This window comes from Paracoccus sp. DMF-8, from assembly GCF_029309835.1.
In the GTDB taxonomy this organism is placed as follows: Bacteria; Pseudomonadota; Alphaproteobacteria; order Rhodobacterales; family Rhodobacteraceae; genus Paracoccus.
The window spans coordinates 373,378-397,470 of record NZ_JARJHL010000017.1; the positions used below are offsets into that span (position 1 = coordinate 373,378).

At 63.9% G+C, this 24,093-nt stretch carries 25 protein-coding genes; 7 read left to right on the forward strand and 18 right to left on the reverse strand.

Going from position 1 to position 24,093, the window contains the following annotated elements; translation table 11 throughout:
* Positions 1-187: 187 nt before the first annotated feature.
* From PE067_RS19900 to PE067_RS19925, 6 genes are all read right to left on the reverse strand, one after another.
* Positions 188-907 (reverse strand): FadR/GntR family transcriptional regulator, encoded by a 720-nt coding sequence (locus tag PE067_RS19900; RefSeq protein ID WP_276191480.1) that lies wholly within the window; start codon positions 905-907, stop codon positions 188-190.
* The gene (locus tag PE067_RS19905) at positions 904-1,926 is read right to left on the reverse strand and encodes a four-carbon acid sugar kinase family protein (protein WP_276191481.1); all 1,023 of its coding nucleotides are present in this window, start codon (positions 1,924-1,926) and stop codon (positions 904-906) included. The genes PE067_RS19900 and PE067_RS19905 overlap by 4 nt, the downstream gene beginning before the upstream one ends.
* On the reverse strand, positions 1,923-3,422 hold the full coding sequence (locus PE067_RS19910) for a tripartite tricarboxylate transporter permease (protein WP_276191482.1): 1,500 nt from the start codon (positions 3,420-3,422) through the stop codon (positions 1,923-1,925). The genes PE067_RS19905 and PE067_RS19910 overlap by 4 nt, the downstream gene beginning before the upstream one ends.
* Positions 3,419-3,904 carry a tripartite tricarboxylate transporter TctB family protein gene (locus PE067_RS19915; protein ID WP_276191483.1) on the reverse strand — a complete coding sequence of 162 codons (486 nt, stop codon included), beginning with the start codon at positions 3,902-3,904 and terminating at the stop codon, positions 3,419-3,421. The genes PE067_RS19910 and PE067_RS19915 overlap by 4 nt, the downstream gene beginning before the upstream one ends.
* A gap of 93 nt (positions 3,905-3,997) precedes the next feature.
* Positions 3,998-4,969, reverse strand: coding sequence for a tripartite tricarboxylate transporter substrate binding protein (locus PE067_RS19920; protein ID WP_276191484.1), 972 nt, complete (start codon positions 4,967-4,969; stop codon positions 3,998-4,000).
* A gap of 541 nt (positions 4,970-5,510) precedes the next feature.
* A protein-coding gene (locus tag PE067_RS19925; protein WP_276188865.1) for an IS5 family transposase occupies positions 5,511-6,267 on the reverse strand; the annotation gives its coding sequence in 2 pieces (ribosomal slippage) (positions 5,511-5,937 and positions 5,936-6,267; 759 coding nt in all).
* Positions 6,268-6,525: 258 nt separating this feature from the next.
* Between PE067_RS19925 and PE067_RS19930 the strand changes: the two genes are divergently transcribed.
* Positions 6,526-7,002 (forward strand): hypothetical protein, encoded by a 477-nt coding sequence (locus PE067_RS19930; protein ID WP_276191485.1) that lies wholly within the window; start codon positions 6,526-6,528, stop codon positions 7,000-7,002.
* Between the two features lie 128 nt (positions 7,003-7,130).
* On the opposite strand, the gene pcaD is transcribed toward PE067_RS19930, so the two are convergent.
* The 10 genes from pcaD to PE067_RS19980 all read right to left on the reverse strand — a co-directional run bounded on the left by pcaD (position 7,131) and on the right by PE067_RS19980 (position 16,245).
* Entirely contained in the window at positions 7,131-7,925 is a 795-nt protein-coding gene (gene pcaD / locus PE067_RS19935; RefSeq protein WP_276191487.1) for a 3-oxoadipate enol-lactonase, read from the reverse strand.
* 62 nt (positions 7,926-7,987) lie between these two features.
* A complete protein-coding gene (locus PE067_RS19940) occupies positions 7,988-9,319 on the reverse strand; it encodes an aromatic acid/H+ symport family MFS transporter (protein WP_276191489.1) in 1,332 nt (443 codons plus the stop codon).
* 86 nt (positions 9,320-9,405) lie between these two features.
* Positions 9,406-10,191, reverse strand: coding sequence for a benzoate diol dehydrogenase BenD (gene benD, locus PE067_RS19945; RefSeq protein ID WP_276191490.1), 786 nt, complete (start codon positions 10,189-10,191; stop codon positions 9,406-9,408).
* A complete protein-coding gene (benC, locus tag PE067_RS19950) occupies positions 10,188-11,216 on the reverse strand; it encodes a benzoate 1,2-dioxygenase electron transfer component BenC (RefSeq protein ID WP_276191492.1) in 1,029 nt (342 codons plus the stop codon). Before benC ends, benD begins: the two co-directional genes overlap by 4 nt.
* 39 nt (positions 11,217-11,255) lie before the next feature.
* A complete protein-coding gene (gene benB, locus PE067_RS19955) occupies positions 11,256-11,765 on the reverse strand; it encodes a benzoate 1,2-dioxygenase small subunit (RefSeq protein WP_276191493.1) in 510 nt (169 codons plus the stop codon).
* Positions 11,762-13,114, reverse strand: coding sequence for a Rieske 2Fe-2S domain-containing protein (locus PE067_RS19960; RefSeq protein WP_276191494.1), 1,353 nt, complete (start codon positions 13,112-13,114; stop codon positions 11,762-11,764). Before PE067_RS19960 ends, benB begins: the two co-directional genes overlap by 4 nt.
* Before the next feature lie 110 nt (positions 13,115-13,224).
* Positions 13,225-14,166 (reverse strand): catechol 1,2-dioxygenase, encoded by a 942-nt coding sequence (gene catA, locus PE067_RS19965; protein ID WP_276191495.1) that lies wholly within the window; start codon positions 14,164-14,166, stop codon positions 13,225-13,227.
* Positions 14,167-14,230: 64 nt separating this feature from the next.
* Positions 14,231-14,521 carry a muconolactone Delta-isomerase gene (catC, locus tag PE067_RS19970; RefSeq protein ID WP_276191496.1) on the reverse strand — a complete coding sequence of 97 codons (291 nt, stop codon included), beginning with the start codon at positions 14,519-14,521 and terminating at the stop codon, positions 14,231-14,233.
* Between the two features lie 2 nt (positions 14,522-14,523).
* A complete protein-coding gene (locus PE067_RS19975) occupies positions 14,524-15,711 on the reverse strand; it encodes a muconate/chloromuconate family cycloisomerase (RefSeq protein WP_276191497.1) in 1,188 nt (395 codons plus the stop codon).
* Positions 15,712-15,846: 135 nt separating this feature from the next.
* Positions 15,847-16,245, reverse strand: coding sequence for a hypothetical protein (locus PE067_RS19980; RefSeq protein ID WP_276191498.1), 399 nt, complete (start codon positions 16,243-16,245; stop codon positions 15,847-15,849).
* Positions 16,246-16,372: 127 nt separating this feature from the next.
* On the opposite strand from PE067_RS19980, the gene PE067_RS19985 reads away from it, so the two are divergent.
* Complete coding sequence (locus PE067_RS19985; protein ID WP_276191499.1) at positions 16,373-16,840, forward strand: LysR substrate-binding domain-containing protein; 468 nt, start codon at positions 16,373-16,375, stop codon at positions 16,838-16,840.
* A 78-nt stretch (positions 16,841-16,918) separates the two neighbouring features.
* Here the strand turns inward: PE067_RS19985 and PE067_RS19990 are convergent, their stop codons facing one another.
* The gene (locus PE067_RS19990) at positions 16,919-17,677 is read right to left on the reverse strand and encodes an IclR family transcriptional regulator C-terminal domain-containing protein (protein WP_276191501.1); all 759 of its coding nucleotides are present in this window, start codon (positions 17,675-17,677) and stop codon (positions 16,919-16,921) included.
* 110 nt (positions 17,678-17,787) lie between these two features.
* On the opposite strand from PE067_RS19990, the gene PE067_RS19995 reads away from it, so the two are divergent.
* From PE067_RS19995 to pcaF, 3 genes are read left to right on the forward strand one after another with little or no spacing between them, the layout of a single operon-like run.
* Positions 17,788-18,522, forward strand: coding sequence for a 3-oxoacid CoA-transferase subunit A (locus PE067_RS19995; RefSeq protein WP_276191503.1), 735 nt, complete (start codon positions 17,788-17,790; stop codon positions 18,520-18,522).
* Entirely contained in the window at positions 18,519-19,190 is a 672-nt protein-coding gene (locus PE067_RS20000; protein WP_276191504.1) for a 3-oxoacid CoA-transferase subunit B, read from the forward strand. The genes PE067_RS19995 and PE067_RS20000 overlap by 4 nt, the downstream gene beginning before the upstream one ends.
* A gap of 1 nt (position 19,191) precedes the next feature.
* Complete coding sequence (gene pcaF / locus PE067_RS20005; protein ID WP_276191505.1) at positions 19,192-20,391, forward strand: 3-oxoadipyl-CoA thiolase; 1,200 nt, start codon at positions 19,192-19,194, stop codon at positions 20,389-20,391.
* Between the two features lie 318 nt (positions 20,392-20,709).
* On the opposite strand, the gene PE067_RS20010 is transcribed toward pcaF, so the two are convergent.
* Entirely contained in the window at positions 20,710-22,104 is a 1,395-nt protein-coding gene (locus PE067_RS20010; protein ID WP_276191507.1) for a TonB-dependent receptor, read from the reverse strand.
* Between PE067_RS20010 and PE067_RS20015 the strand changes: the two genes are divergently transcribed.
* Together PE067_RS20015 and PE067_RS20020 are read left to right on the forward strand one after the other, a co-directional pair.
* Positions 22,085-22,672 (forward strand): winged helix-turn-helix domain-containing protein, encoded by a 588-nt coding sequence (locus PE067_RS20015; RefSeq protein WP_276191508.1) that lies wholly within the window; start codon positions 22,085-22,087, stop codon positions 22,670-22,672. The genes PE067_RS20010 and PE067_RS20015 overlap by 20 nt on opposite strands.
* Complete coding sequence (locus PE067_RS20020; RefSeq protein WP_276191510.1) at positions 22,669-24,033, forward strand: ATP-binding protein; 1,365 nt, start codon at positions 22,669-22,671, stop codon at positions 24,031-24,033. The genes PE067_RS20015 and PE067_RS20020 overlap by 4 nt, the downstream gene beginning before the upstream one ends.
* Positions 24,034-24,093 lie beyond the last annotated feature (60 nt).

The window sequence follows — 24,093 nt, forward strand, 5'->3', positions numbered from 1 at the left end:
CATGGCGGCCAGCAAATCGCTTTACGCGGTCTATGTGAACACGCAGGGGTCTGACGACGCCAAGGAACAGAGGGGCCAAAGGTCCAAAGAGGCCAAACGACCAGAGGGGGCAGGGCCTGAACGCCCTGCCCCTTTGCCATGCATGATGGATTGTCCGCACGAATGGCCGGTCACGCGACCGGCCGGTTCAGGCCACCGCCGCGCCGGGGCGCTTGCGTTCGAACAGCCGCTCACGCGAGCCGATCAGGTGCTGGTGCATCAGGCTTTGCGCCAGATCGCCCTTGCCGTCGCGGATCGCCTCATAGATACGGCTGTGTTCGTCAAACACCTTGGACAGGCCGCTGACCTCGCGCTTGACCGAGGCGCCGTGAAACCGCATCCCCACCGCGATATGATCCTTGAGCGCCTCCATCGCGGTGGCGAAATAGCTGTTTTCGCTGGCGCGGGCGATGGCAAGGTGGAACTGGAAATCCGCATCCTCGCGGTGCGACTGGCGGTTGGTGGCGTCGCGCATCAGTTCCAGCGCCTGTGCGATGGCCTCCAGCGTCGTGTCGTCATGGCGTTCGGCGGCGCAAGCGGCGGCGGCGGGTTCGACTGTCAGGCGGAATTCGTAGCAGTTCAGCAGATCGGCGACGTTTTCCAACTGCCCAAAGCCCAGCGGCTGCTTCAGCCCGACCGAGCGCACGAAGCTGCCCGCGCCGCGCCGGGAATAGATCAGCCCCTGATCGCGCAGCCGTTGCAGCGCCTCGCGCACGACAGGGCGCGAGACCTCGAATTCGGCGGCCAGTTCGTGTTCGGTCGGCAGGCGCTCATCGGCGGCAAAGGCGCCCGATTTGATCGACCGCAGGATACGGTCAAAGACGATATCGCCCAGACTCTTGCGCCCCGCCGGCCTGTCGCCCTTCATCGCTCAATCCCCCCGATCATACCCGCCACCCGTAACAGACTGTCCCTGTTCCCGAATCCGCCGGATTTCGTCAGGATCGTCAAGCCATTCGTCACGGAAACCACCAGACCGGGCAGGCACTCGCCCCGGATTTCCAGCCAGCCGACGCCCCGACGCGCCAGCACCGCCTCGGCCGTGGCGCCGCCACACAGCAGCGCGGTGCCAAAGCCCGGCCGCAGCAGCGGCGCCAGCGCCGCGGCAAGGTTCTCGGCCACCTCTGCCCCGTCAAGCGCGTGGTCGCCCGGCAGGGCCTGAACCAGCAGGCGCGGGGCATCGGGCAGCGGCGGGACATGGCCATTCGGGGCACCGACGAAATGCGTGCCGGGATCGGCGCGCAACGCATCGGCCTGCGCCAGCGTGATCGGATCGCGCGAACCGATGCCGAACAGCGCGGCCGGCCCCGGAAGGGTCGCGACGGGCCGGGGCGGTCGGCCGGTCATCTGCGCCGCCAGCGCCTCGGCCAGACCACGCGCACCGATCAGCAGCGCCCCTGTCGGCGCGGCCCGCAGCGCCTGCGCCATGTCCCCCGAGGTCAGCGTATCGGGTATCTCTGCGCGCATGGCGTGACGGCCCAGCCGGGCACGGATGTCGATGGGATGATCGACGCCAAAGCCCGCGACGCAGCCGCCGCGCACGACCCGGCCGAATTCCGGGATCGCGGGCAGCACCAGCGCCTGCCCGAAATCCAGCGCATCCAGCTCGGCCCCGATATTGCCCTTGAGGCGGGAATCGACCTTCTTGAAGATCCGCATCGGCGGCAGCGCCCGCAGGGTGCAGCGCATGGCCGCCGTGGCATCGGCGGGGGCGATTTCGCGGCTGGCGGTGGTCACGGCGATCACCTCGGGGGCCTGCGCCAGCGCGGCGCCCAGATGTCCGGGTCCCAGCGCCACCCGCACCCGCAACCCCCGCGCCGCGAACGGGGCCGCCGCATCCAGCGCGCCCGTCAGGTCGTCGGCGATGATGGCAAGGCCGGGCGTCATTCCTCGAACGCGACCTCACGGGTCTTGCGCACCTTGGGCAGCAGCATCGCGACAAGGCACAGCACCGCCAGCCCCAGCAGCACCGCCGAAATCGGCCGCGTCACGAAGACCGATGGATCGCCGCGCCCGGTCAGCATCGCCCGGCGCAGGTTTTCTTCGAGCATGGGGCCAAGGACCAGCCCCAGCAGCAGGGGCGTCGGCTCGCAGCCCAGCTTCATGAACAGATAGCCCAAGATGCCGAAGCCGACCATCAGCATCACGTCAAAGGTGCTGTTGCTGACCGTATAGACGCCCACGCAGCACAGCGCGACGATCAGCGGGAACAGCATCCGGTAGGGCACCGACAGCAGTTTGACCCAGATGCCGATCAGCGGCAGGTTCAGCACCACCAGCATCAGGTTGCCGATCCACATGCTGGCGATCAACCCCCAGAACAGCGTCGGCTCGGTCGAGATGATATTCGGCCCCGGCGTGACCCCGTGCAGGATCAGCGCGCCGACCATCATCGCCATGGTGGCATTGGCCGGGATACCCAGCGTCAAAAGCGGGATGAAACTGGTCTGCGCCCCGGCGTTATTGGCCGATTCCGGCGCGGCCACGCCTTCGATGGCGCCATTGCCGAACCGCTCGGGCGTTTTCGAGACGCGCTTTTCCAGCACATAGGCCGCGAAGGCGCCAATGGTCGCGCCGCCGCCCGGCAAGATGCCCAGCAGCGAACCGATGCCGGTGCCGCGCAGTACGGGCCGGGCGATGCGGCGAAAATCCTCGCGCGTCAGCATCAGCGAACCGACCCGGCCGACGGACGAGGCACGGGCGGATTCGTCTTCCAGATTCTGGCAGATCTCGGCCAGTCCGAACAGGCCCATGGCGATGGCCACGAACTCCATCCCGTCCAGCAGTTGCGGCTGACCAAAGGTCAGACGCGCGGCGCCGGTATACATGTCCTGCCCGACCAGCCCCAGCATGATGCCGATGACGATCATCGCCAGCGCCTTGACCACCGAACCCGAGGCCATCGCGACAGAGGCGATCAGCCCCAGCACCATCAGCGAAAAATATTCCGCCGGGCCAAAGCGCAGCGCCACCCCGGCCAGCAGCGGCCCCATGGTGGCGATGATCAGCGTGGCGACCGATCCGGCAAAGAACGACCCCAGCGCCGCCGTTGCCAGCGCCTTGCCCGCCTGCCCCTGCCGCGCCATCTTATAGCCGTCCAGCGCGGTGACGACCGAGGATGCCTCGCCCGGCAGGTTGATCAGGATCGCAGTGGTCGAACTGCCATATTGCGCGCCATAGAAGATGCCGGCCAGCATGATCAGCGCCGTCACCGGGTCCAGCCCGAAGGTCAGCGGCAGCAGCATGGCAATGGTCGCGACCGGCCCAAGGCCCGGCAGCACGCCGATCAGCGTGCCGACCAGCGCGCCAAGAAAGCAGTAGAACAGGTTGGTCAGGCTGAGCGCGGTGGAAAAGCCCAGTCCCAGATCGGCGATCAGGCTCATGCCGCACCTCCGGCTTGCAGCCAGCTTCCCAGCATCTGGAACGGCAGGCCAAGCGCCCAGGCAAAGATCAGCCAGGCGCCAAGGGCGGCCAGCGCCGCCAGCCCCAGGCCGGGCAGGATCCGGAACTGCCGGCTGGCGCTGGCCGAGATCAGCACCGCGCCGAACACCGCCAGCGGCATGCCCAGCGGACCAAGCCCCCAGGCAAAGAACACCGCGCCGCCGCAAACCACCAGCATCCGGCCCCATGCCAGCGGCGCGGTCGCATTCTCGGGCGTCAGGTTGCGCAGCCCGTCAAGCAGGGTCAGCAGGCCCAGCACCGCAAGGATGCCGGCCAGAACCGGCGGAAAGAACCCCGGCCCCATGCGCAGGGCGGTGCCGACCGGCAGGCCGCGCGCACCCCATGCCACGATCCCCGCAATCAGCAGGAACAGCAGGCCGGACAGCACGTCCTTGTTGGTTAAGATCATTTGACGGCGCGACATGGGGTCCTCTGTCCGGCGGGCGCAAGAACCCGCTTCTGCAATGAAAAAGACCGGCGCCGGTCAGGGACCGGCACCGGCAGCAGGAACGCGTGATTACTTGTTCATGCCATACATGCCGAGATCGCGGATGATCTCTTCGGCCATCTGGCTGTCCTTGCGCGCCATTTCCTCATAGGCGGCGCCGTCGCGGGTATCGACGGTTTCGCCCATATCCTGCATTCTCGCGACGAAATCCGGATCCTGCACCGCCGCCGAAAGTGCGGCGACCAGGGTGCTGCGCACATCTTCGGGCAGGCCCTTGGGCGCGATCACGCCTTTCCAGGACGACCAGGTGAAATCGATGCCCTTTTCCGTGGCGGTGGGCACGTCGGGCAGATCGGCGATGCGTTCGGCCTCCATCACGAACAGCGGGGTGACGGCACCGGATTCGATATGTGGCCGCGCCTCGGCGGGGGTGGCGGTGACGGCGTCGATATGGCCACCGGCGCAGGCGGTCAGCGCCTCGGACGCGCCGCCGAAGGGCACATGTTCATAGCTGGTGTCCGATGCGCGGCCAAAGGCCTCGATGGACAGGTGATTGGCACCGCCCGCGCCCGAATTGCCGATCAGCACCGTGCCGGGATTGGCCCCGGCATGGTCCAGAAACGCGTCGAAGGTCTGGAAGGGCGCATCCTTGCAGGCCAGCACGACCCACAGGTTGCGTGCGATCAACTGCAGGAAATCGGTATCGTCGATGGCATAGGTCGTGGCACCGTAATGCGGCAAAAGCGTGATCGGCCCCTGCGCGCCGGTGCCCAGAGTGTAGCCGTCAGGCCGGGCCGAAAGACTTTGCCCGGTGCCGATCGAGCCACCGCCGCCCGGCACGTTGCGCACCACGACCGTCGCACCGGCAAGCTGCTTTTGCAGCGCCTCAGCCAGAACGCGCATCGACAGATCGGTGCCGCCGCCGGCCGCATAGGGCACGATGATCTCGATGGGTTGCGCAGGGTAGTCTGCGGCCTGCGCCGATGCGGCAAAGGCAATCGTGGCCGCAACCGCGGCAACCGTGCTGGTCAGCTTGTTCATGTGAAACCTCCGAAGAGCCCGGCCCTCCCGCCAGACATCGACGGCAGCATGCATCAGCCCGCAGCATGTTGTCAATAATTTATTGATATCGGATGTTTGTTCTTGTCATTTCAATTTCAACTTGTTGATATATTTTGATTATTTAAAAAGACCTCACGCCAATTCACAACATAACGCCTTTACAACAAATGGATTCCCGTATCGAATCCGGCTGACAATCTGGCCTGATACGTCGCCAATGGCCATGGTGCGCAGGGGGGCAAGCCCGAACACAGACGCGGACCAAGGCCGGGGACCTGCCACGCCATGATGCTGATCTGGCTTGAACCGACGTCGGCAGAGGGGACGACCTGCATACGACTGAGGCCGGGCAAAACGATCTCGCCCCCTGGATGGCGCAAGCTGCGCACAAGCCGTTGCCTCTTCTCGACACGGCCTGACGACAGGCCGCACCGACCGAAACCTGCGATGGAAGACTTCAGAGTTGACCGGCAACATGCAGATGCCACATCATTCCTCTAGGGTCTGGACTCATTGAGTTTCAAAGCCAGTAGATGACGAGGGCAGCAAGTGCGATTGCTGACAAGAATACCTTGGGGCAACGGTCGTACCGGGTCGCCACACGCCTCCAATCCTTGAGCCTGCCGAACATGATCTCGATCCGGTTGCGCCGTTTGTACCGGCGCTTGTCGTACTTGACGGTTTTCTTCCGCTGCTTCCGGCCTGGGATGCAGGCGCGTATCCCTTTGTCTTTCAACGCTTCTCTGAACCAGTCGGCGTCATAGCCGCGATCCCCGAGCAGCCAATCGACATCCGGCAGGCTGCTCAGCAATGCCCGCGCGCCGATGTAATCGCTGACCTGTCCGGCAGTGACGAACAGGTTGAGGGGGCGCCCCTGGCTGTCGCAGATGGCGTGCAACTTGGTGTTCATGCCGCCCTTGGTGCGACCAATCAGGCGCCCACGCCCCCTTTTTCACGCCCATGCTGGTCGCGGTGCGGTGGGCCTTCAGGTAAGTGGCGTCGATCATCACGGTCTTCTCTTCGCCGTGCCCGGCCGCCAGACCCGCCATCATTTGGGCAAAGATGCCCTTGTCGCTCCACCGCTTCCAACGGTTGTATAGTGTCTTGTGCGGGCCATAGGCTGCCGGGGCATCGCGCCACCGTAAGCCATTGCGATTGATGAAGATAATCCCGCTTAACACGCGTCGATCATCGACGCGAGGCTTGCCGTGGGACTTGGGGAAGAAAGGCTCAAGACGCGCCATCTGCGCGTCCGTCAACCAAAAAAGATCAGACATGGTCACCGCTCGCTTTTCGAACCGTGAATCACGCCGCCAGTCGGAAATCAATGGGTCCTGAGCCTAATATACCCGCAAATCACAGCAATGACAGTTTTACACGACAGGACAAAGGGGACATGACATGACCACAAAATACCTTGCCATCCCCTTGCTAATTGCGACACTGACATCCTGCACAAAGCAATATGAAACTGATATCACAAACGATGAGATCACATTCATCCGCCGTTATACAAATCGGAAGCGCCAGAGCGATTGACTTTCAAATCATGCGGATCGACGGAATGGGGTGCGCTTCACAAGAATTACTTTACATCGCAATATGGAAGCGATGCAGAGATAACCTGCACACAACATCTGCCAGATGAAAGCACATTGGTTCGCGTCGGCACCGAGTCTTATTGCATGAAAAATTACTGCGATACACTCCAGATCGACAAGCAATACTCCATGGGAAGAACAACCGGCATCAAACTGCCAAAAACGCGCGGGGATTTCGTTGCCATAGCATCGAGTCAAAACATATGCCGCCAGGCGGTGAACGATTGCACGGCCATTCCTCTTTGCGAAATGGAGAAAAGAGTCATCAGCAAAAATCCGAGCTCCATCGTGTTCAGCCCTGCAAACGGAACGGAATGGAACTATACGATAGACACCGACCGCGGGACAATAAACACAACCATTTCCGTTATCGGCACCTCAGGCCTTGGTTTAAGCGCAATAGAAAGCTAAAGACGCAGCATATCACCCAAAATATACGGCGCGAACCCAGATGATTGCATAGTTTACAAACCCAAGGCGGCAGACTGTTTTCCAATTCGACAATCCAGATCAACCCGCCCGAGCATCCGGAATTCGCGTCAAAACCCGGGCGCTGCGTTCAGGAAATCGCCAAGGGCGGCATTGAATTCCGGGGCCGATTCCAGATTGACGATATGGCGGCCCGGCAGGCTGATATGGCGGCCGTCCTGCACGCCATCGGCGATGGCTTGCAGATCGTCGGGCGGGCAGACCGGATCGTCATCGCCGGAAATGGCCAGCAGCGGGTTGGCGATCCGGTGCAACTGGTCGCGCAGATCCGCCCCGGCCAGCGCGGCGCAGCAGCCGATATAGCCGTCAGTGGCGGTCGCGGCAAAGCTTGTCAGAACCTCTTGCACAGGCTCAGGCCGGGCGACGCGGAAATCACCCGTGAACCAGCGTTCCGCCGTGGCGGGGACAAGCGCGCCAAGCCCGTTCGCCTGCACATCGGCGACGCGGCTGTTCCAGCTGTCGGCCGTGCCGATCCGGGCCGCCGTGGCGCAAACCGCGACACGTCCAAGCCGCGCGCCGGCATGGATCGCCAGCCATTGCCCGGTCAGCCCGCCGATGGACAATCCGCAGAAATGGCTGCGCTCGATCTGCAGCGCATCCCATAGGGCGATCACATCGCCGCCCAGATCGGCCATGCTGTAAGGCGGCGTCGGGGTGCCGGACTCCCCATGTCCGCGACGATCATAGCGCAGGATGCGAAAATCGCCGGACAGGCCCGCGACCTGCGCGTCCCACATATGCAGGTCGGTGCCCAGAGAGTTGCAGAAGGTCAGCCATGGCTTGCCCCGCGCATCGCCGTCGATGCGATAGTTCAGGCGGTGGCTGGGCAGGTCCAAATAGGGCATCGTTCGGCCTTTCATGCAGATGCGGCGCGCAACCGGAGCCGCGCGCCCTGTTGCTGTGATTTTCAGGCGGTGGCAAGCCGCGTCGTGTCGCGGGCCCGCCCGTTGGCAAGCGCAAAGACCAGCATGGCAAGCGCCGAGACCACCGCCGGGATGGCGAAGATCAGGAAGTTCTGCGCCAGCGGCAATTCCCGCGCCAGCAGCACCCCGCCAAAGGTCGGCCCGACGATGGCGCCGATCCGCCCCACGCCCGAGGCCCAGCCAAGCCCCGCCCCGCGCACTGACAGATTGTAAAGCTGCGCCACGCTGGCATAAAGCAGGATCTGGGTGCCGATGGTCGTGGCTCCGGCGATAAAGACCAGCCCGAACAGCAGGCCCGGCGCAGGATTATAGCCGATCAGCGCAATGGACGCCGCCGCCGCCGCGAAAAAGCCGACCACGACCTTGGGCAGGCCGAAACGGTCGCCCATCCAGCCCCCGGCGATCGCCCCGGCCATGCCGCCGAAATTCAGTGAGAACAGCGACAGCAGGCTGGCGCGTTCGGCGTAACCGGCCTCTTGCAGCACCTTGGGCAGCCAGGAGGACAGCAGATAGACCAGGAGCAGGCAGCAGAAGAAGGACAGCCACAGCATCAGCGTGCGCAGGGCGCGATTGTGGCGGAACAGTTCCGCGACGGAGGCCGAGGCGCCCTTGGTTTCGCTGAAGACCAGCTGGTCGTCGGCGGACAGCGGCGTTGCCGGGCTGATCCTGGCAAAGATACGCCGCGCCTCGTCCTGCCGGCCCTGACGGATCAGAAAGCCCAGCGATTCCGGCAGTTTCCACAGGATCAGCGGCAGCAGCAGCAGCGGCACGGCGGCGATGAAGAACATCGGTTTCCAGCCGAAACTGGGGATCAGGCCGATGCCCAGACCCGCCGCGACCATGCCGCCGATCGAATAGCCCGAAAACATCAGCGCGACCATCGTGCCGCGCAGCCGTTTCGGCGCATATTCATTCATCAGCGCCACCGCATTGGGCATCAGCCCGCCGCAACCCAGACCCGCGATGAAACGGAAAATCTTGAACTGTTCGGGCGAATTGGAAAAGCCGGTCAGAACGGTGGCCGAGGTGAACAGCACGAAGCTGATCGCCACGCCTTTCTTGCGCCCGATCCTGTCGGCCATCGGCCCAAGGATCAGCGCCCCGAACATCATCCCGAACAGCGCCCAGGCCTGCAACGCGCCCGCCTGCGGCTTGGTCAAGCCCCATTCCGCGATCAGCGTGGGCAGCACCGTGCCCGCCACGAACACGTCATAGCCATCGACGATCAGCAGCGCGCCGCAAAGTGCGACCACCATCCACTGAAAGCGGCCGAAAGGGCCTTGGTCTATCGTTTCGCTTACATCTATGTTTCGCATGTCGTTCCTCCCTTGTTTTCGCTTGAAAGCCCGGCCAGCCGATGTCGCCTCCCGCCACGCTTAGCCTGTGTCGCCTCCGGCGGTGCTTAACCCGTGTCGCCTCCGGCGACGGGCAGGACCGATCCGGTGATGTAGGATGCCTCGTCCGAGGCCAGAAACAGGATCGGTGCGGCCTGTTCGCTGATGGTGCCATAGCGGTGCATCGGCGCGGATTGCGTGACCTGTTCGACGACCTCGGCCATCCATGCCTGTTCCGCCGCGCTGTCGCCTTCGGCATTGCGGGGGACGCGGCGGGGCGGTGCCTCGGTGCCGCCGGGGGCGGTGGCGACGACGCGGATATTCTGGCCGGCCATCTCCATCGCCAGCGATTGCGTGATCGCGTTCACGCCGCCCTTGGCCGCCGAATAGGGCACGCGATAGATGCCGCGCGTGGCATTGGACGAGACGTTGACGATGGTGCCGCCGCCCCGCGCCAGCAGATGCGGCAGGACCGCCCGGCAGCAATAAAGCGTCGGCATCAGCGAGCGCCGGATTTCGGCGTCGATCTGGGCCGGCTCGAACTCGGCAAAGGGGCGCATACGGATCGCACCGCCCACATTGTTGATGAGAATGTCGATCCCGCCAAAGACCTCTGCCGCATGGCGCATGGCGGCATCCGCGCCGTCCCATGTTTCCAGATCGGCGGTGAAGGCGGCGGCATTCGTGCCTGCCTTGGCGGCCACCTCGACCACGAAATCGGCGCGGTCCACAAACAGCACGCGGCCGCCTTCGGCGGTGGCGCGCAGGGCGACCTCGCGGCCGATGCCCTGCGCGGCGCCGGTCACGACCAGCACCTTGCCCGCGAAACGCCCGGTGAATACCGCGCCGCTCATGCGCTGGCCTTCAAGGGCGCGTTGGGCGTGAACTTCTCGTAATGGAAGCTGGCGGCCTGGATCTTCTGGTCGTCCAGATAGTGACGCACGGCATCGACCATCGGCGGCGGGCCGCACAGATAGACATCGACCTCGCCCGCCGCCAGCATCTCGTCCGGCATATGCTGCGTGACCCAGCCCTTGCGCGGGTGATCCAGATCGGGATCGGCCACCACGGTTGCAAAGCTGAAATTCGGCAGACGTTCGGTATAGGCGGCAACGTCATCGACCAGCACCAGATCCAGATCCCGGGTCACGCCATAGATCAGGTGGATCTGGCGCTGCGATCCCTCGCGCGCCAAAACCTCCAGCATCGACAGGAAGGGCGCAAGCCCGGTCCCGCCCGCCAGAAACAGCAGAGGACCGTCGCCACCGCGCAAGTAAAAGCTGCCCATCGGCCCGGTCAGGTCCAGCCGGTCGCCGGGTTTCGCGCCGGCCAGCCAATTCCCCATCAGCCCGCCGTCGATCTTCTTGATCAGAAAGCCAAGCGCCGTTTCCCCCGGCGCGGTGCTGAAGGAATAGGAACGGTGATCGCCGCTGCCCGGCACGTCGATATTGACATATTGTCCGGGCAGGAAGGCGGGGGCGGCCTCGCCCTCACCCACCGCCAGTTCCAGCACCGCCGCCGCATCGTTATGTGGGGCGATCCGGGTCACGGTGGCCGCGAATTTCTGCTGGCCGGTCTTGCAGGACGCCGCCGTCACCGGGACCGAGATGACGCAATCCGAGGACGGCACCATCTGGCAGGTCAGGACAAGGCCGCTTTCGGCCTCGTCCTCGGTCAGGGCGTCCTCGATATAATCGTCGCCCATGTCATAGCTGCCGCTTTCGGCGCGGCATTTGCAGGTGCCGCAAACGCCGTCCGAACAATCCATCGGCAGGTTGATCTTGTTGCGGAATGCCGCATCAAGAACCTTTTCACCCGGCTTGCAATCGACGAAGCGCGTGACCCCGTCCTCAAAATTCAGTGCAATTCTGTAGCACATGGTCGCTTCCTCCTTGCGGTTGTGCTGGGTCCGGCGACCTCAGACGTGATAGACGTCGATGACCTGCCGGATGTAATCGTTCTTCAGGACGATCTTTTTCGCCGCGATCAGCAGGCCGTCATCCGTCCGGCGCAGGGTCACGAACATGGTGCCGAAAAACTGGTCCGTCGTCTGATAACGATGGTTCAGCGTGTGGAAGTTGTAGCGGACATCCACCTCGGCCCCGCGATCCTCGACCACCTCGACATTCTGGACGGCGTGGCTGGTGCGGGGTTCGGGCGTCGATGCGCCCGAACGTTCGGTCTTGATGCGGAAAACGCGATCCTCCAGCCCGCTGCGGTCGGGGTAATAGATCAGCGAGATTTCCGATTGCGGATCCTCGGTGGTGGTATCGTTATCGTCCCATGCGGGCATCCAGTAGCTGGCATCCGGCGCATAGCAGGTCAGCCATTCATCCCATTCCCGGTCATCCAGCAGACGCGCCTCGCGATACAGAAAGGCGCAGATGGCGGCGTAATCCAGTCCGGTGACGTTGTGATCAAGGCTCATGCTGCTTCTCCCTTCTTTTCGGCGGCCAGCGCCTCGCGCATCGTCCTGGCCCAGAATTCGTGCTGCACGACGAACAGGCCCTCATCCTCGCTGCGTTCGCCCGACAGGATCGGGTTCAGCCCCATGCGGCGGGCGTTGTCGTCCGGTCCCTCGATCCACAAGGGCGCGCCGCGTGACATGTCGTTCCACAGGGGCGCGGCATAGGCGGTCTGGCAGGCGCGGAATTCTTCCAGATCGTCCGAGGTGCCCATGCCGGATACGTTAAAGAAATCTTCGTATTGGCGGATGCGATGGGCGCGGTCCTCGGCGCTTTCGCCCTTGGGGGCAAAGCAGAAGATGGTAATCTCGGTCCGGCCCACATCCAGCGGGCGGATGACGCGGATCTGGGTGCTGAACTGGTCCATCAGGAACACGTTCGGATAGATGCCCAGATTGCGGGTCTGGTTGACGATGAAACCCGCCTTTTCCTCGCCCAACCGGGTGACAAGGTCGTCGCGCCGGTTCCAGATCGGGCGCACCTCGGGGTTTTTCGTATTGGTCCACAGCAGGATATGGCCGTTCTCGAAGCCATAGACGCCGGCGACCGATTTCGACCAGCTATTGGCATCAACCGCCTTGGTGCCGGTCTCGGCGCGGCGTTCCATGGTCGTGGCATAGTTCCAGTGAACGGAACTGACGTGATAGCCGTCGCAGCCGTTTTCCATCTGCAACTTCCAGTTGCCGTCATAGATATAGCTGGAATTGCCGCGCAGAACCTCCAGCCCCTCGGGGGCCTGATCGACGATCTGGTCGATGATGAGTTTGGCCTCGCCCAGAAACTCCTCCAGGGGCGCGACATCGGCGTTCAGGCTGCCGAACAGAAAGCCGCGATAGCTTTCGAACCGGGCCACGCGGGTCAGGTCATGCGAGCCGTCGGTGTTGAACTGGTCGGGATATTGCGTGGTTTTTGCGTCCTTGACCTTCAGCAGCTTGCCGGTGTTGGAAAAGGTCCAGCCGTGGAACGGGCAGGTAAAGCTGCCCTTGTTGCCCTGTTTGCGGCGGCACAGCATCGCGCCTTTATGGGCACAGGCGTTGATGACGGCATTCAGCGCGCCGGTCTTGTCGCGGGTGATGACGATCGGCTGGCGGCCGATCCAGGTCGTGTAATAATCGTTGACATTCGGGATCTGGCTTTCATGCGCCAGATAGACCCAGTTGCCTTCAAAGATATGCTTCATTTCCAGCGCAAACAGGTCTTCGTTGGTGAAGATGTCGCGGCGGCAGCGGAACAGCCCGGCCTCTTTGTCGTCCTGCACGGCGACGTCCAGAAGCTGTTCCAGATCGCGGGTCTTTTCGATGATCGCGGACATAAGTCTCCTCCCCAGGGGATGCGCGTCTTGCGGACAGGCCCCTGCCAGATGTCAGTGATGAAGGGATCGGGTCGGGCGGCGGTCTTGTCGGCGCCGCCCGGAAACACGGATCAGGCGGCGGCGCGGCGGCGCTGTTCGTTGACCTGATTGTCGACGCCATCGACCAGCGCGGTCAGGTGGATGTCCCATTCGATTTCGGCAAAGGGACCGTTGAGGTTATTGGCGTGGATACTTGCCTCGTCATCGCGTTCGATCACGGAAGGCACCAGCCCCTCGCGGGTCGCATAGGCGAAATCGTCGTCGATCAGCGGATCGCCCTCGATATTGATCTGGGTGGTCAGCTTGCGGTGGCCATCGGCGCTGATGAAGAAATGGATATGCGCCGGGCGCTGGCCATGGCGGCCAAGGGCCGTCAGCAGCTTTTCGGTCGGGCTGCCGGGCGGCACGCCATAGCCGCTGGGCAGGATGCTCTGGAACTTATAGCGGCCGTTTTCATCCGTGATGATGGTGCGGCGCATGTTGAAATCGGATTGCAGGCCGGTCGGGTCGAAATGCGAATAGAAACCGCGGGTGTCGCAATGCCAGACCTCGACCTGCGCGCCGGGCAGCGGCTTGCCATCCGCGTCATGGACGATGCCATGCATGATCAGCGTCTGGCCATCGGTATCGCGGCCATCGTCCAGCCGGGCAAAGCCCTGTGCGACCGGCGCGCCCTCGACATAAAGCGGGCCTTCGATGGTGCGCGGCGTCGGGTTGTCGATGCCCAGTGCCGCGTCGATGGCGTCCAGCCGTTCGTCGATGAAGTGATCGACGCCCAGACCCGGCGAGATCAGCCCGGCCTGACCGGCAGCGCCAAGGTCGTTCAGCCATGCCACCCCGGTCCAGTATTCGTCGGGGGTGATGTTCAGGTCGTCGATTGCCTTGAACAGGTCCGACATCAGGCGATGGATGATTTCCTTCATGCGCGGATCGCCATCGGCGCTGTTCAGGCCGCTGAGTTCCTTCAGGAACGCCTGCACATCGGGTCGGTCGAAAATCTTGACACTCGTCATAGTCTCTCCTCCTGGATCTGCTTGGAAACTGGGTCGGGGCGGCGCCTGCGCCCCGTGGGTATGGTCAGCTGTCATCCTCTCTGATCGCGGATGGATGACGCAGAAGCGGCGTGACCTTGATGTCCATGAAAGGAAACAGGGGCAGGCCCGACAGGATTTCATGCAGTTCGGCATTGTCGCGAACGTCGAAGATGCTGACATTCGAATATTGCCCGGCGATCCGCCAGATATGGCGCCACTTGCCGCTGCGTTGCAGATCCTGCGAATAGGCTTTCTCGCGGGCGACGATCTCGGCCTTTTCCTCGGCGGGCAGGTCGCGCGGGATATTCACATCCATGGTCACATGGTAAAGCATGGTCACACCTTTCCGGGCAGGCTTATGGTCTTGCGGATTCCGTCGCGGGCGAAAAAGGCCACGCGGTCCTCGTCCAGCGTCACGCCAAGGCCCGGCCCATCCGGGACGGCCAGGGAAAATTCGCTGTAATCCAGCGGCTTGGACAGGATTTCCTCGGTCAAGAGCAGCGGGCCGAACAGTTCGGTGCCCCATTGCAGATTGGCGAAGGTGGCAAAGGCATGGGCCGAAATCACCGTGCCGACCGCGCCCTCCAGCATGGTGCCGCCGTAAAGGCCGATCCCCGCCGCATCGGCAATCGCCGCGACGCGCAGCGCGTTATAGGCGCCGCCGCTTTGTTCCAGCTTGACGGCAAAGACATCGGCGCCATGGACCCGCGCCAGTTCAAAGGCGCTTTCAGGACCGGTCAGGGATTCATCGGCCATCAGCGCCACCGGGAAACGACGCACCAGCCGCGACAGGGCCGAGGTCTGCGCCACCGGCTGTTCGACCAGTTCGCAGCCCGCATCGGCCAGCGCGGCCATGCCATAGGCGGCCTCGGTTTCCGACCATGCCATGTTGACATCGACCCGCACCGCAGCGCGGTCGCCAAGCGCGGATTTGATCGCGGCGACATGGGCGATATCGTCGCTGACCCGGCGCGCACCGATCTTCAGCTTGAAAATATTGTGCCGGCGCAGGTCCAGCATCTGTTCGGCCTCGGCAACGTCGCGGGCGGTGTCGCCCGAGGCCAGCGTCCACGCCACCGGCAGCCGGTCGCGCCGGCGACCGCCCAGAAGCTCGCTGACCGGCAGGCCAAGCCGCTTGCCATGGGCATCCAGCAGCGCCGTTTCCACCGCCGATTTGGCAAAGCGGTTATCCTTGACCATCTTGCCGATGCGCGCCATCAGCGCCTGCACCCGCGTCGCATCCTGACCGATCATCACCGGCGCAAACCAGGTGTCGATATTGGTCTTCATGCTTTCGGGGCTTTCGCCGCCATAGGCGAGGCCGCCGATGGTCGTGCCCTCACCGATGCCGACAATCCCGTCGCTGCAATGGACGCGGACAAGCATCAGGACCTGCCCGTTCATCGTCGCGACCGACAGTTTATGCGGCCGGATCGTGGGCAGATCGAGGATCACGGTTTCCACCCGCGAGATGACGGGCCGGATATCCGAAGAGGGGGCGAAAGGGGCGAATGACTGGTTCATGACACCAAGTTGCGTCAGGCACCCTTTTCCTGTCCAACACCGTTTCGGTTTACAACCATACCCTGAGGATATTATACAAAAGAAAAAGCGGCGTTTCAGCCAGTTGCCGCGCCGCAGAATACCCAGAACAACCTTTTATTTTGGTCTTGCAAGCCGGGAATCGGGATGGATTTGCGACAGTTGCGCTATTTCACCGCCGTCGCGCGCGAGCGGAACTTTACCCGCGCGGCAGAGGTCCTGAACATCGCACAGCCGCCGCTGAGCCGCCAGATCCAGTTGCTGGAGGAGGAGTTGGGCGTCACCCTGATCCAGCGCAAGACCCGCCCGATCAGGCTGACCGATGCGGGGCGGCTGTTCTATGAACAGGCGTTGCAGGTGCTGGGGCGCGTCGATCAGATGAAAGAGGCGACCCGCCGCGTCGGGCTGAACCGCAACCCGGTGCTGTCCATCGGCTTTGTCGCCTCGACCCTTTACGGCGGCCTGCCGGTGCTGGTGCGCAAGCTGCGCCGGCATCTGCCCGATCTGGATATCCAACTGCTGGAAATGCTGTCGATCCAGCAGATCCCCGCGCTGAAAGAGGGGCGGATAGATATCGGCTTCGGCCGCCCTGAAACACCGCGACCCGAATGTCGCCAGCACGGTCCTGCGCGAGGAAAGGCTGGTGGCCGCGCTGCCGCTGGACACGCCGCTGGCGCGCGATACGGGGCCGCTGCCGCTGGCGGCGCTGGCCGGGCAAAAGCTGATCGTCTATCCAAAGGAACCGCGCCCCAGCTATGCCGACCAGGTCCTGAACCTGATGCAGGACGAAAACGTGCGCCCGGCCGACGTGCTGGAGGTGCGCGAGATCCAGACGGCTCTGGGGCTGGTCGCGGCGGATTCGGGGATCTGCATCATCCCGTCATCGGCCCGCCAGATGCGTTCGGATGTCAGCTATCGGGTGATCGACAGCCCGCGTGCGATTTCGCCGGTCATCCTCAATCACCGCGCGGGCGATGCGTCGGGCCATCTTGATCTGGTCAAGCAGTTGATCCGCGACATCTATGCCGAAAACCCGGTCTGGCTGGAGGCGAACAACCTGCGCAGCCCATCGGCGGGCGGCAAGACCCCTCGGGGTGATGATCGTCCCTGAAGATATGAGGTCAACTCAAGCAAGACGGCCGCCTTTCCCCGGCCTGCCCTGCCGCATGGACTGAAGCGGCGGAGATCCTCAGCGCAGCACCCTGCGCAGCCCGTCCTGCACCTTCAGAAGCGGCGCGAGATACAGGGAAACCAGATCGTCCGCGCTGGCCTGCACAACCGCCACGCCGGTATTCAATGCCGCGACCACTTTCCCATGGGCGTTAAGGATCGGCACGGCGATAGAGCGCAATCCCAGTTCGATCTCCTGATCGATGACGGCGTAGCCATCGGCCCAGGCGCGCTGGACACGTTCCATGATTTCCTCTGGCGAGGTCAGGCTGTGCGCGGTGCGCGGCGTCAGGTCCGATCCTTCAACGATCGCGCGTGCCGCAGGGTCCGACATCGCCGCCAGCAGCACGCGCCCCATCGAGGTGCAATGCGCGGGAAGGCGAGAGCCGGGCATCAGGCCAATCGACATGACCCTGCGCTGTGCCGCACGCGCAAGGTAAACGATTTCGGCGCCGTCGAGGATCGAAACCGAACTGGACTGCCCGATCTGTTCGGACAGCTGATCCAGCCAAGGCTGCACCAGTTGCGCCAGCGGCATCGCGGCCAGCGCCCCCATGCCCAACCGCAGCACGCGCGGCGTCAGGGTAAAGAATTTGCCGTCATATTCGGCATATCCCAGATGATGCAGCGTCAGCAGGCAGCGCCGCGCGGTCGCCCGGTCCAGTCCGGTGGCTTCGGACACGTCCGAAATCGACAGGCGCGGCTTTTCGGCGCGAAAAGCCTCGATGACCGCGAGCCCCTTGCCCAACGAGGCGATGAAATCGGTTTTGTTCACCATGCGCACGATATTTTACGTTAGTTGAACAAATATCAATATGCGAACGAAAACTCTGGCTTCGAATCTGACCTGCGGGCATGACCCGCTCAGAAATCGTAGCGGAGGAGTTCATGGACAAACGCATCCCCACATTGGCGCAGGCCGTGGCCGACATACCCGACGGCGCCACGGTGATGATCGGCGGCTTTGGCGGCTCGGGCGCGCCGATTGAACTGATCCATGCGCTGATCGACCGTTATCTGGCCACCGGCAGCCCCAAAAACCTGACCGTCATCAACAACAATGCCGGCAACGGCCATGTCGGCATTGCCGCGATGATCGAACAGGGCATGGTCCGCAAGATGATCTGTTCCTTTCCCCGTTCGGCGGATCCCAAGGTCTTTACCGACAGATATCTCGCTGGCGAAATCGAACTGGAACTGGTTCCGCAGGGCACGCTGGCCGAACGCATCCGGGCGGGCGGCGCGGGCATTCCGGCCTTTTACACCCCGACGAGCTACGGCACCGACTTGGCCAAGGGCAAGCCGGTCGCGGAATTCGACGGCCGCAGCTATGTTCAGGAACGCTGGCTGAAGGCCGATGTGGCGCTGATCAAGGCTGAACTGGGCGACCACCACGGCAACCTGACCTATCGCATGGCGGCGCGGAACTTTTCGCCCCTGATGGCCACCGCTGCGGCCAAGACGGTGGCCCAGGTCAGCCGGGCGGTCGAACCGGGCGATATCGACCCCGAATCCGTGATCACACCGGGCATCTTTATCGGCGGCATCGTCGAAGTTTCCGATCCCGCACAGGAAGAAGACCTGAATCGCGCCAACGCATATTACCCGAAGGTGACGGCATGACCGATAAGCTGACCAACGCCCAGATCGCCTGGCGCGCCGCCCAGGACATCGCCGATGGCGCCTATGTGAACCTCGGCATCGGCTTCCCCGAGATGGTTGCCCGCTTTCAGCCGCCGGGGCGGCAGGCCATTTTCCACACCGAAAACGGCATCCTCGGCTTTGGCGAGGCCCCGGAACCCGGGGCCGAGGATTGGGACCTGATCAACGCCGGAAAAAAGGCGGTGACGCTGAAACCCGGCACGGCCTTTTTCCATCACGCCGACAGCTTCGCCATGGTGCGCGGCGGGCATCTGGACGTGGCGATCCTTGGCGCCTATCAGGTGGCGCAGAACGGCGACCTTGCGAACTGGTCCACCGGCCCCAAGGGCGTGCCCGCCGTGGGCGGCGCGATGGATCTGGTGCATGGCGCGAAACGTGTGGCCGTCATCACCGATCACGTCACCAAGGACGGCAAGCCCAAGCTGCTGGCCGCCTGCACCCTGCCGCTGACCGGCGTTGGCTGCGTGACCCGCGTCTATACCTCGCTCGCCGTGGTGGACATTCAGGACGGCCGCTTCGTGCTGCGCGAGAAGCTGCCCGCCATTTCCCTTGACAATCTGCAAGCCGTGACCGGCGCAGAACTGCATCTGGACGGTGCGGTTGGCGATCTGGTCGTGCCGGAGCTGTGACATGACCGAAGTTTTCATCTGCGACTATATCCGCACGCCCATCGGCCGTTTCGGCGGGGCGCTGTCATCCGTCCGTGCCGACGATCTGGGCGCCATCCCGCTGCGGGCGCTGATGGCGCGTCATGCCGGGCTGGACTGGCAGGCGGTGGATGAGGTGGTCTATGGCTGCGCCAATCAGGCGGGCGAGGATAACCGCAACGTCGCCCGCATGTCCCTGCTGCTGGCGGGCCTGCCGGTCGAGGTGCCCGGCACCACCGTCAACCGGCTGTGCGGTTCGGGCATGGACGCGGTGCTGATCGCCGCGCGCCAGATCGCTGCGGGCGAGGCCGGGCTGGTCATCGCGGGTGGGGTGGAAAGCATGAGCCGCGCGCCCTTCGTGCTGCCCAAGGCGGAAAGCGCCTTTTCCCGCGCGGCGGAAATCCACGACACCACCATCGGCTGGCGTTTCGTGAACCCGGCGATGGATGCGGCCTATGGCACGGATTCCATGCCGCAGACCGGCCAGAATGTCGCCGACGATTACGGCATCTCGCGTGATGCGCAGGACGCGATGGCGCTGGCCTCACAAGCCAAGGCCGCGGCGGCGATTGCGAACGGGCGGCTGGCGCGAGAGATCACGCCGGTTTCCGTGCCGCAGCGCAAGGGCGATCCGGTCGTGGTGGATACCGACGAACATCCCCGCGCCACCACGCCCGAGGCGCTGGCCAAGCTGCGCCCGCTATTCGCGAATGGTTCGGTCACGGCGGGCAATGCCTCGGGCGTGAATGACGGGGCGGCGGCGCTGATCCTTGCCTCCGAGGCGGCGGCGAAGCAGCACGGGCTGACCCCCATCGCCCGCGTGCTGGGCGGAGCGACGGCGGGCGTGCCGCCGCGCATCATGGGCATCGGCCCGGCTCCGGCTTCGCAGAAACTGCTGGCCCGGCTTGGCCTGACCCCGGCCGATTTCGACGTGATCGAGCTGAATGAGGCTTTCGCGGCCCAAGGCATCGCCACCCTGCGCCAGCTGGGCATCGCCGATGACGACCCGCGCGTGAACCCGAACGGCGGGGCGATTGCACTGGGCCATCCGCTTGGCATGTCGGGCGCGCGGATCACCGGCACGGCGGCGCTGGAACTGGCGCTGAATGGCGGGCGGCGCTCGCTGTCCACGATGTGCATCGGCGTCGGCCAAGGCATAGCCATCGCGCTGGAACGGGTCTGACAAGGATATCGTGGCGGCGTGCCCCTGATGGGGGCACGCTATTCCGGCGATGACATGAAGGTTACGGCAGCCGTCGGACGGCGTCCATTCCAGCACCCGTAGGTCAGGAAAACAGCCGGGGGATATGCCAAACCTGTCTGGCGCATTCCGGTCACGCCGATGCGACCCAGACATGAACGCCACGGGCAAAGGATGTGCATTCCTTCCCGCCGCACGAACCGTTCCAACGGACGCAGGACGGCCCTGCCCCGGGCCGCCATGACCTGAACCGCCCTGCCCCGGGCCATCCGAAAGAATGGCCCGGGCCGACATCGACGATCAGAACGTCTTGTTCAGCGAAAGGTAGAAGGCCCGACCCGCTTCATTGAAGGTATTGGCGCCCTGTCCGGTGCGGAACAACTGCTTGTTGAAGATATTGTTGACCCCTGCCGAGAGTTCCGCCTGATCCGTCACATCCCAGTTCATGCCCAGATTCACCAGGGCATAGGATGGGCGTTCGTCCAGGTCGGTTTGCTCGACGCCGGTATGCACCGCCACCTTCGCCGCCTTGATCCTGCCGTAATGCGTGGCGGAAACGGTAAAGGTCAGGTCGTCGCGCGCATACCAGTCAAGCGAGGCGTTGATCGTATGGTCCGGCACCAGACTCAGCGCGTTGCCGGTCCGCTTGTCGCGGGATTCGATCATCTTGGTGAGGTTGAGGGCATATTCGCCATCTCCGAATTCGGTCGAGAAATTGCCCTCGATGCCTTCGATGACCGCCTCCGGCGTATTTTCCCATTGCAGGATCGCGCCACCGCCAGGCCGGTCGCCGCGATCACTGAAACCCGGAGCAATGCGGTTCTTGTAGTCATTGTGGAACCAGGTCAGGCTGGCGTCGATCCCGTTGACACCACGATACGCGACGCCGATTTCCTTGTTGAAGCTGGTTTCGGCCTCAAGGTCCGGATTGCCCCGGATCTCGCAAGGCGTCTCAACCCCCGGAGGGCAGCCCATGCCCATCGTGCTGTAGACATAGTTCGGGTTCAAGTTGCGGGTGTTACGGGTATTTTCCCACTGGATATAGCTGTGGGACTCGCCAAAGCTGTATTCACCGCGATGCGTCGCCGACAGGGTGCGGCGCAACATGCGGTTGGTTTCCAGACCGATCAGGTTTTCGTCATTCACATCGGCCTGCACGTCCCCACCTGCGGGATCCCCCGCGTACCGGTTGCCCTGACGCGAGAAGTTGAACTCGAAATCAAGCTCATGTCCCTCGATGGGCAGCCAGGTCAGAAGCAGGCCGAGATCCTTGTTCACAACGCCTTCACGCCCGGCATACGGGGTTTCCAGCCCTGCTTCGGCGGCTGCGTCCGCGTTCAGCTCGGTGCTGTCGGGATCGGATTTGTTGTAATTGCCAAAGACCCGGAAACTCCAGTTCTCGCCCATCGGACCGGCCAGCATGAAATTGGTCCGGACGCTTCCGCCTTCAAGGTCGCTGTCGGGCATGTTTGCATGCAATCCGACCGAGCCGGTGAAAATCTCGGGCCGCTTGGTGACGATATTCACGACACCGCCGGCAGCACCCGCGCCATAGCGCGCCGCCGCCGGGCCGCGCAGCACCTCGATACGTTCGATCAGTCCGGCGGGTACCCAGTTCAGATCGCCGCGCGTGTCGCGTTCGGCCTGCCGCCCCATGCGGATCGAGTTGCGCGACATGCTGGACACCGCCGTCATCCATCTGGCCGTCATAGACATCATGATGCCGGGCGAAAGCGGGCTGAGCCTGTGCCGCGACCTGACGCGGGAACGTCGCACCCCCGTAATCCTGCTGACCGCCCGTGCCGAGGAAACCGATCGCATCGACGGGCTGGAACTTGGCGCCGACGACTATGTCACCAAGCCATTCAATCCCCGTGAACTGGTCGCCCGGATTCGCGCGGTGCTGCGCCGGGTGCCGGCCAGCCAGCCCCAGCCCGGCACGGCCTGCAGGCGCTTTGGCGAATTTGTCCATGATCCGCTGCGGGAACGGCTGATGACCGATCAGGGGCATGAAATCGAGCTGACCACCGGCGAAAACAGGTTGCTGGGCGCCCTGCTGGATCATCCGGGAAAGACGCTGTCGCGGATGCGGCTGCTGGACCTGATCCACGGGCGCGAGGCACGCGCCTATGATCGCGCCGTGGACAACACGATCAGCCGTCTGCGGCGCAAGCTTGGCGACGACAGGCGGAGATCGCGCCTGATTGTCACGGAATGGGGCGGCGGCTACCGCATCGCGGTCCCCGTCGAGCAACTGCGATGAGCCGTTTGCGCCACCTTGCCCCTTCGGGTCTGGCAGCCCGTTTCTCGCTGCTGCTGATTGTCGCGCTGGTCGGGGTCAATGCGATCGCGGCCTTTCTTCTGGCCCGGGAAGGATCGGGCTTTGATCAGGCCGTGCGCATCCAGCGCGACATGGGGCGGCTGGTGGCGCTGGTCACGGCGCTGGAGGAGGTCGATTCCGCCACGGGTGAGACGATTCTGGCGCAAAGCAACACCGGCTATACACGTTTCTTCGTGGCCCCCGACCCCGTCAGCCCGGCGGGTGTCCCGTCTTTGCCCGGTATCGAGCAGGAGGTCCGTATTGCCCTGCCCGGACATGCGGTCCATGCCTTCGATGGCGGACATGATGCATCGGTATCGGACCAGCCCATGCTGCTGCTTCTGTCGGTGCAACTGGGCGCCGGCGTGCATGCGGGGCATTGGCTGAATTCGCTGCTTTATCCGCTTCCGCCAACGCGGGCATGGCCCCGCAAGATCCCTTTCTTCATCCCGTTGGCGGCCTCGCTGCTGGGAACACTGGTCGTCGGGCTGATCTTCACCCGCCGCATGACCGCGCCCTTGCAGGAACTTTCCCGCGCCGCATGGGCGGCAGGCAATGGCGACCGCAGCGCCCGCGTCACCGAAACAGGCGCGCGCGAGTTGCGCGAGGCGGCGGCGGCCTTCAACGACATGCAGCAGCGCATCGCCAATTTCGATGCCGAGCGGATGCGCCTTGTCGCGGCCATCGGACATGACCTGCGCACGCCCATCACCGGCCTGCGCATCCGCGCCGAGATGCTGGAAAACGAAGACATCCGGGAACCCTTCATCCGCACGCTGGACGATATGGCGGTGATCGCCGAAGATCTGCTGCAATACGGGCGTGGGGGTCAGGACGGCGAAGCGCCGGTTGCGACCGATCTGGTGGCGCTGCTGGGCCAGCTTTGCCATGATCGCGGTGCCGCTTCTGAAACGCGCGGGCGGATTGCCCTGCGCTTGCGGCCGGTGGCGATCAGCCGTGCCCTTGGCAATCTGATCGACAACGCGGTCCGCTATGGCGCGACGGCCGTGGTCCGGGTCAGGCAATCCGGGCAGCAGGTCGCGGTGGTGATCGAGGATGACGGGCCGGGAATCGCGCCGCACCTTCTGGAGCACGTCTTCGAGCCGTTTTTCCGCGGCGAGGACAGCCGCAATCTGGATACCGGCGGGGCGGGGCTTGGGCTGGCCATCGCCCGGCAGATCATCTCCGAACATGGCGGCAGCATAACCCTGAGCAACCGGGCGACCGGTGGCCTGCGGGCAGAGGTCAGGCTGCCGGACTGCCAGACCCGGACCAATGGCACAAACAGCAGGAGCAACGCATGACCCGCGACGCAAGACAGGACTATATCAGCGGGATCGCCTATCCTGCCTTCTTTCACCGCG

Coding starts and splice junctions, on each gene's coding strand:
- PE067_RS19900 (WP_276191480.1), bottom strand. CDS start 907: ATGAAGGGCGACAGGCCGGCGGGGCGCAAGAGTCTGGGCGATATCGTC.
- PE067_RS19905 (WP_276191481.1), bottom strand. CDS start 1,926: ATGACGCCCGGCCTTGCCATCATCGCCGACGACCTGACGGGCGCGCTG.
- PE067_RS19910 (WP_276191482.1), bottom strand. CDS start 3,422: ATGAGCCTGATCGCCGATCTGGGACTGGGCTTTTCCACCGCGCTCAGC.
- PE067_RS19915 (WP_276191483.1), bottom strand. CDS start 3,904: ATGTCGCGCCGTCAAATGATCTTAACCAACAAGGACGTGCTGTCCGGC.
- PE067_RS19920 (WP_276191484.1), bottom strand. CDS start 4,969: ATGAACAAGCTGACCAGCACGGTTGCCGCGGTTGCGGCCACGATTGCC.
- pcaD (WP_276191487.1), bottom strand. CDS start 7,925: ATGCCCTATTTGGACCTGCCCAGCCACCGCCTGAACTATCGCATCGAC.
- PE067_RS19940 (WP_276191489.1), bottom strand. CDS start 9,319: ATGCGAAACATAGATGTAAGCGAAACGATAGACCAAGGCCCTTTCGGC.
- benD (WP_276191490.1), bottom strand. CDS start 10,191: ATGAGCGGCGCGGTATTCACCGGGCGTTTCGCGGGCAAGGTGCTGGTC.
- benC (WP_276191492.1), bottom strand. CDS start 11,216: ATGTGCTACAGAATTGCACTGAATTTTGAGGACGGGGTCACGCGCTTC.
- benB (WP_276191493.1), bottom strand. CDS start 11,765: ATGAGCCTTGATCACAACGTCACCGGACTGGATTACGCCGCCATCTGC.
- PE067_RS19960 (WP_276191494.1), bottom strand. CDS start 13,114: ATGTCCGCGATCATCGAAAAGACCCGCGATCTGGAACAGCTTCTGGAC.
- catA (WP_276191495.1), bottom strand. CDS start 14,166: ATGACGAGTGTCAAGATTTTCGACCGACCCGATGTGCAGGCGTTCCTG.
- catC (WP_276191496.1), bottom strand. CDS start 14,521: ATGCTTTACCATGTGACCATGGATGTGAATATCCCGCGCGACCTGCCC.
- PE067_RS19975 (WP_276191497.1), bottom strand. CDS start 15,711: ATGAACCAGTCATTCGCCCCTTTCGCCCCCTCTTCGGATATCCGGCCC.
- PE067_RS19990 (WP_276191501.1), bottom strand. CDS start 17,677: ATGGTGAACAAAACCGATTTCATCGCCTCGTTGGGCAAGGGGCTCGCG.
- PE067_RS19995 (WP_276191503.1), top strand. CDS start 17,788: ATGGACAAACGCATCCCCACATTGGCGCAGGCCGTGGCCGACATACCC.
- PE067_RS20000 (WP_276191504.1), top strand. CDS start 18,519: ATGACCGATAAGCTGACCAACGCCCAGATCGCCTGGCGCGCCGCCCAG.
- pcaF (WP_276191505.1), top strand. CDS start 19,192: ATGACCGAAGTTTTCATCTGCGACTATATCCGCACGCCCATCGGCCGT.
- PE067_RS20015 (WP_276191508.1), top strand. CDS start 22,085: ATGCTGGACACCGCCGTCATCCATCTGGCCGTCATAGACATCATGATG.
- PE067_RS20010 (WP_276191507.1), bottom strand. CDS start 22,104: ATGACGGCGGTGTCCAGCATGTCGCGCAACTCGATCCGCATGGGGCGG.
- PE067_RS20020 (WP_276191510.1), top strand. CDS start 22,669: ATGAGCCGTTTGCGCCACCTTGCCCCTTCGGGTCTGGCAGCCCGTTTC.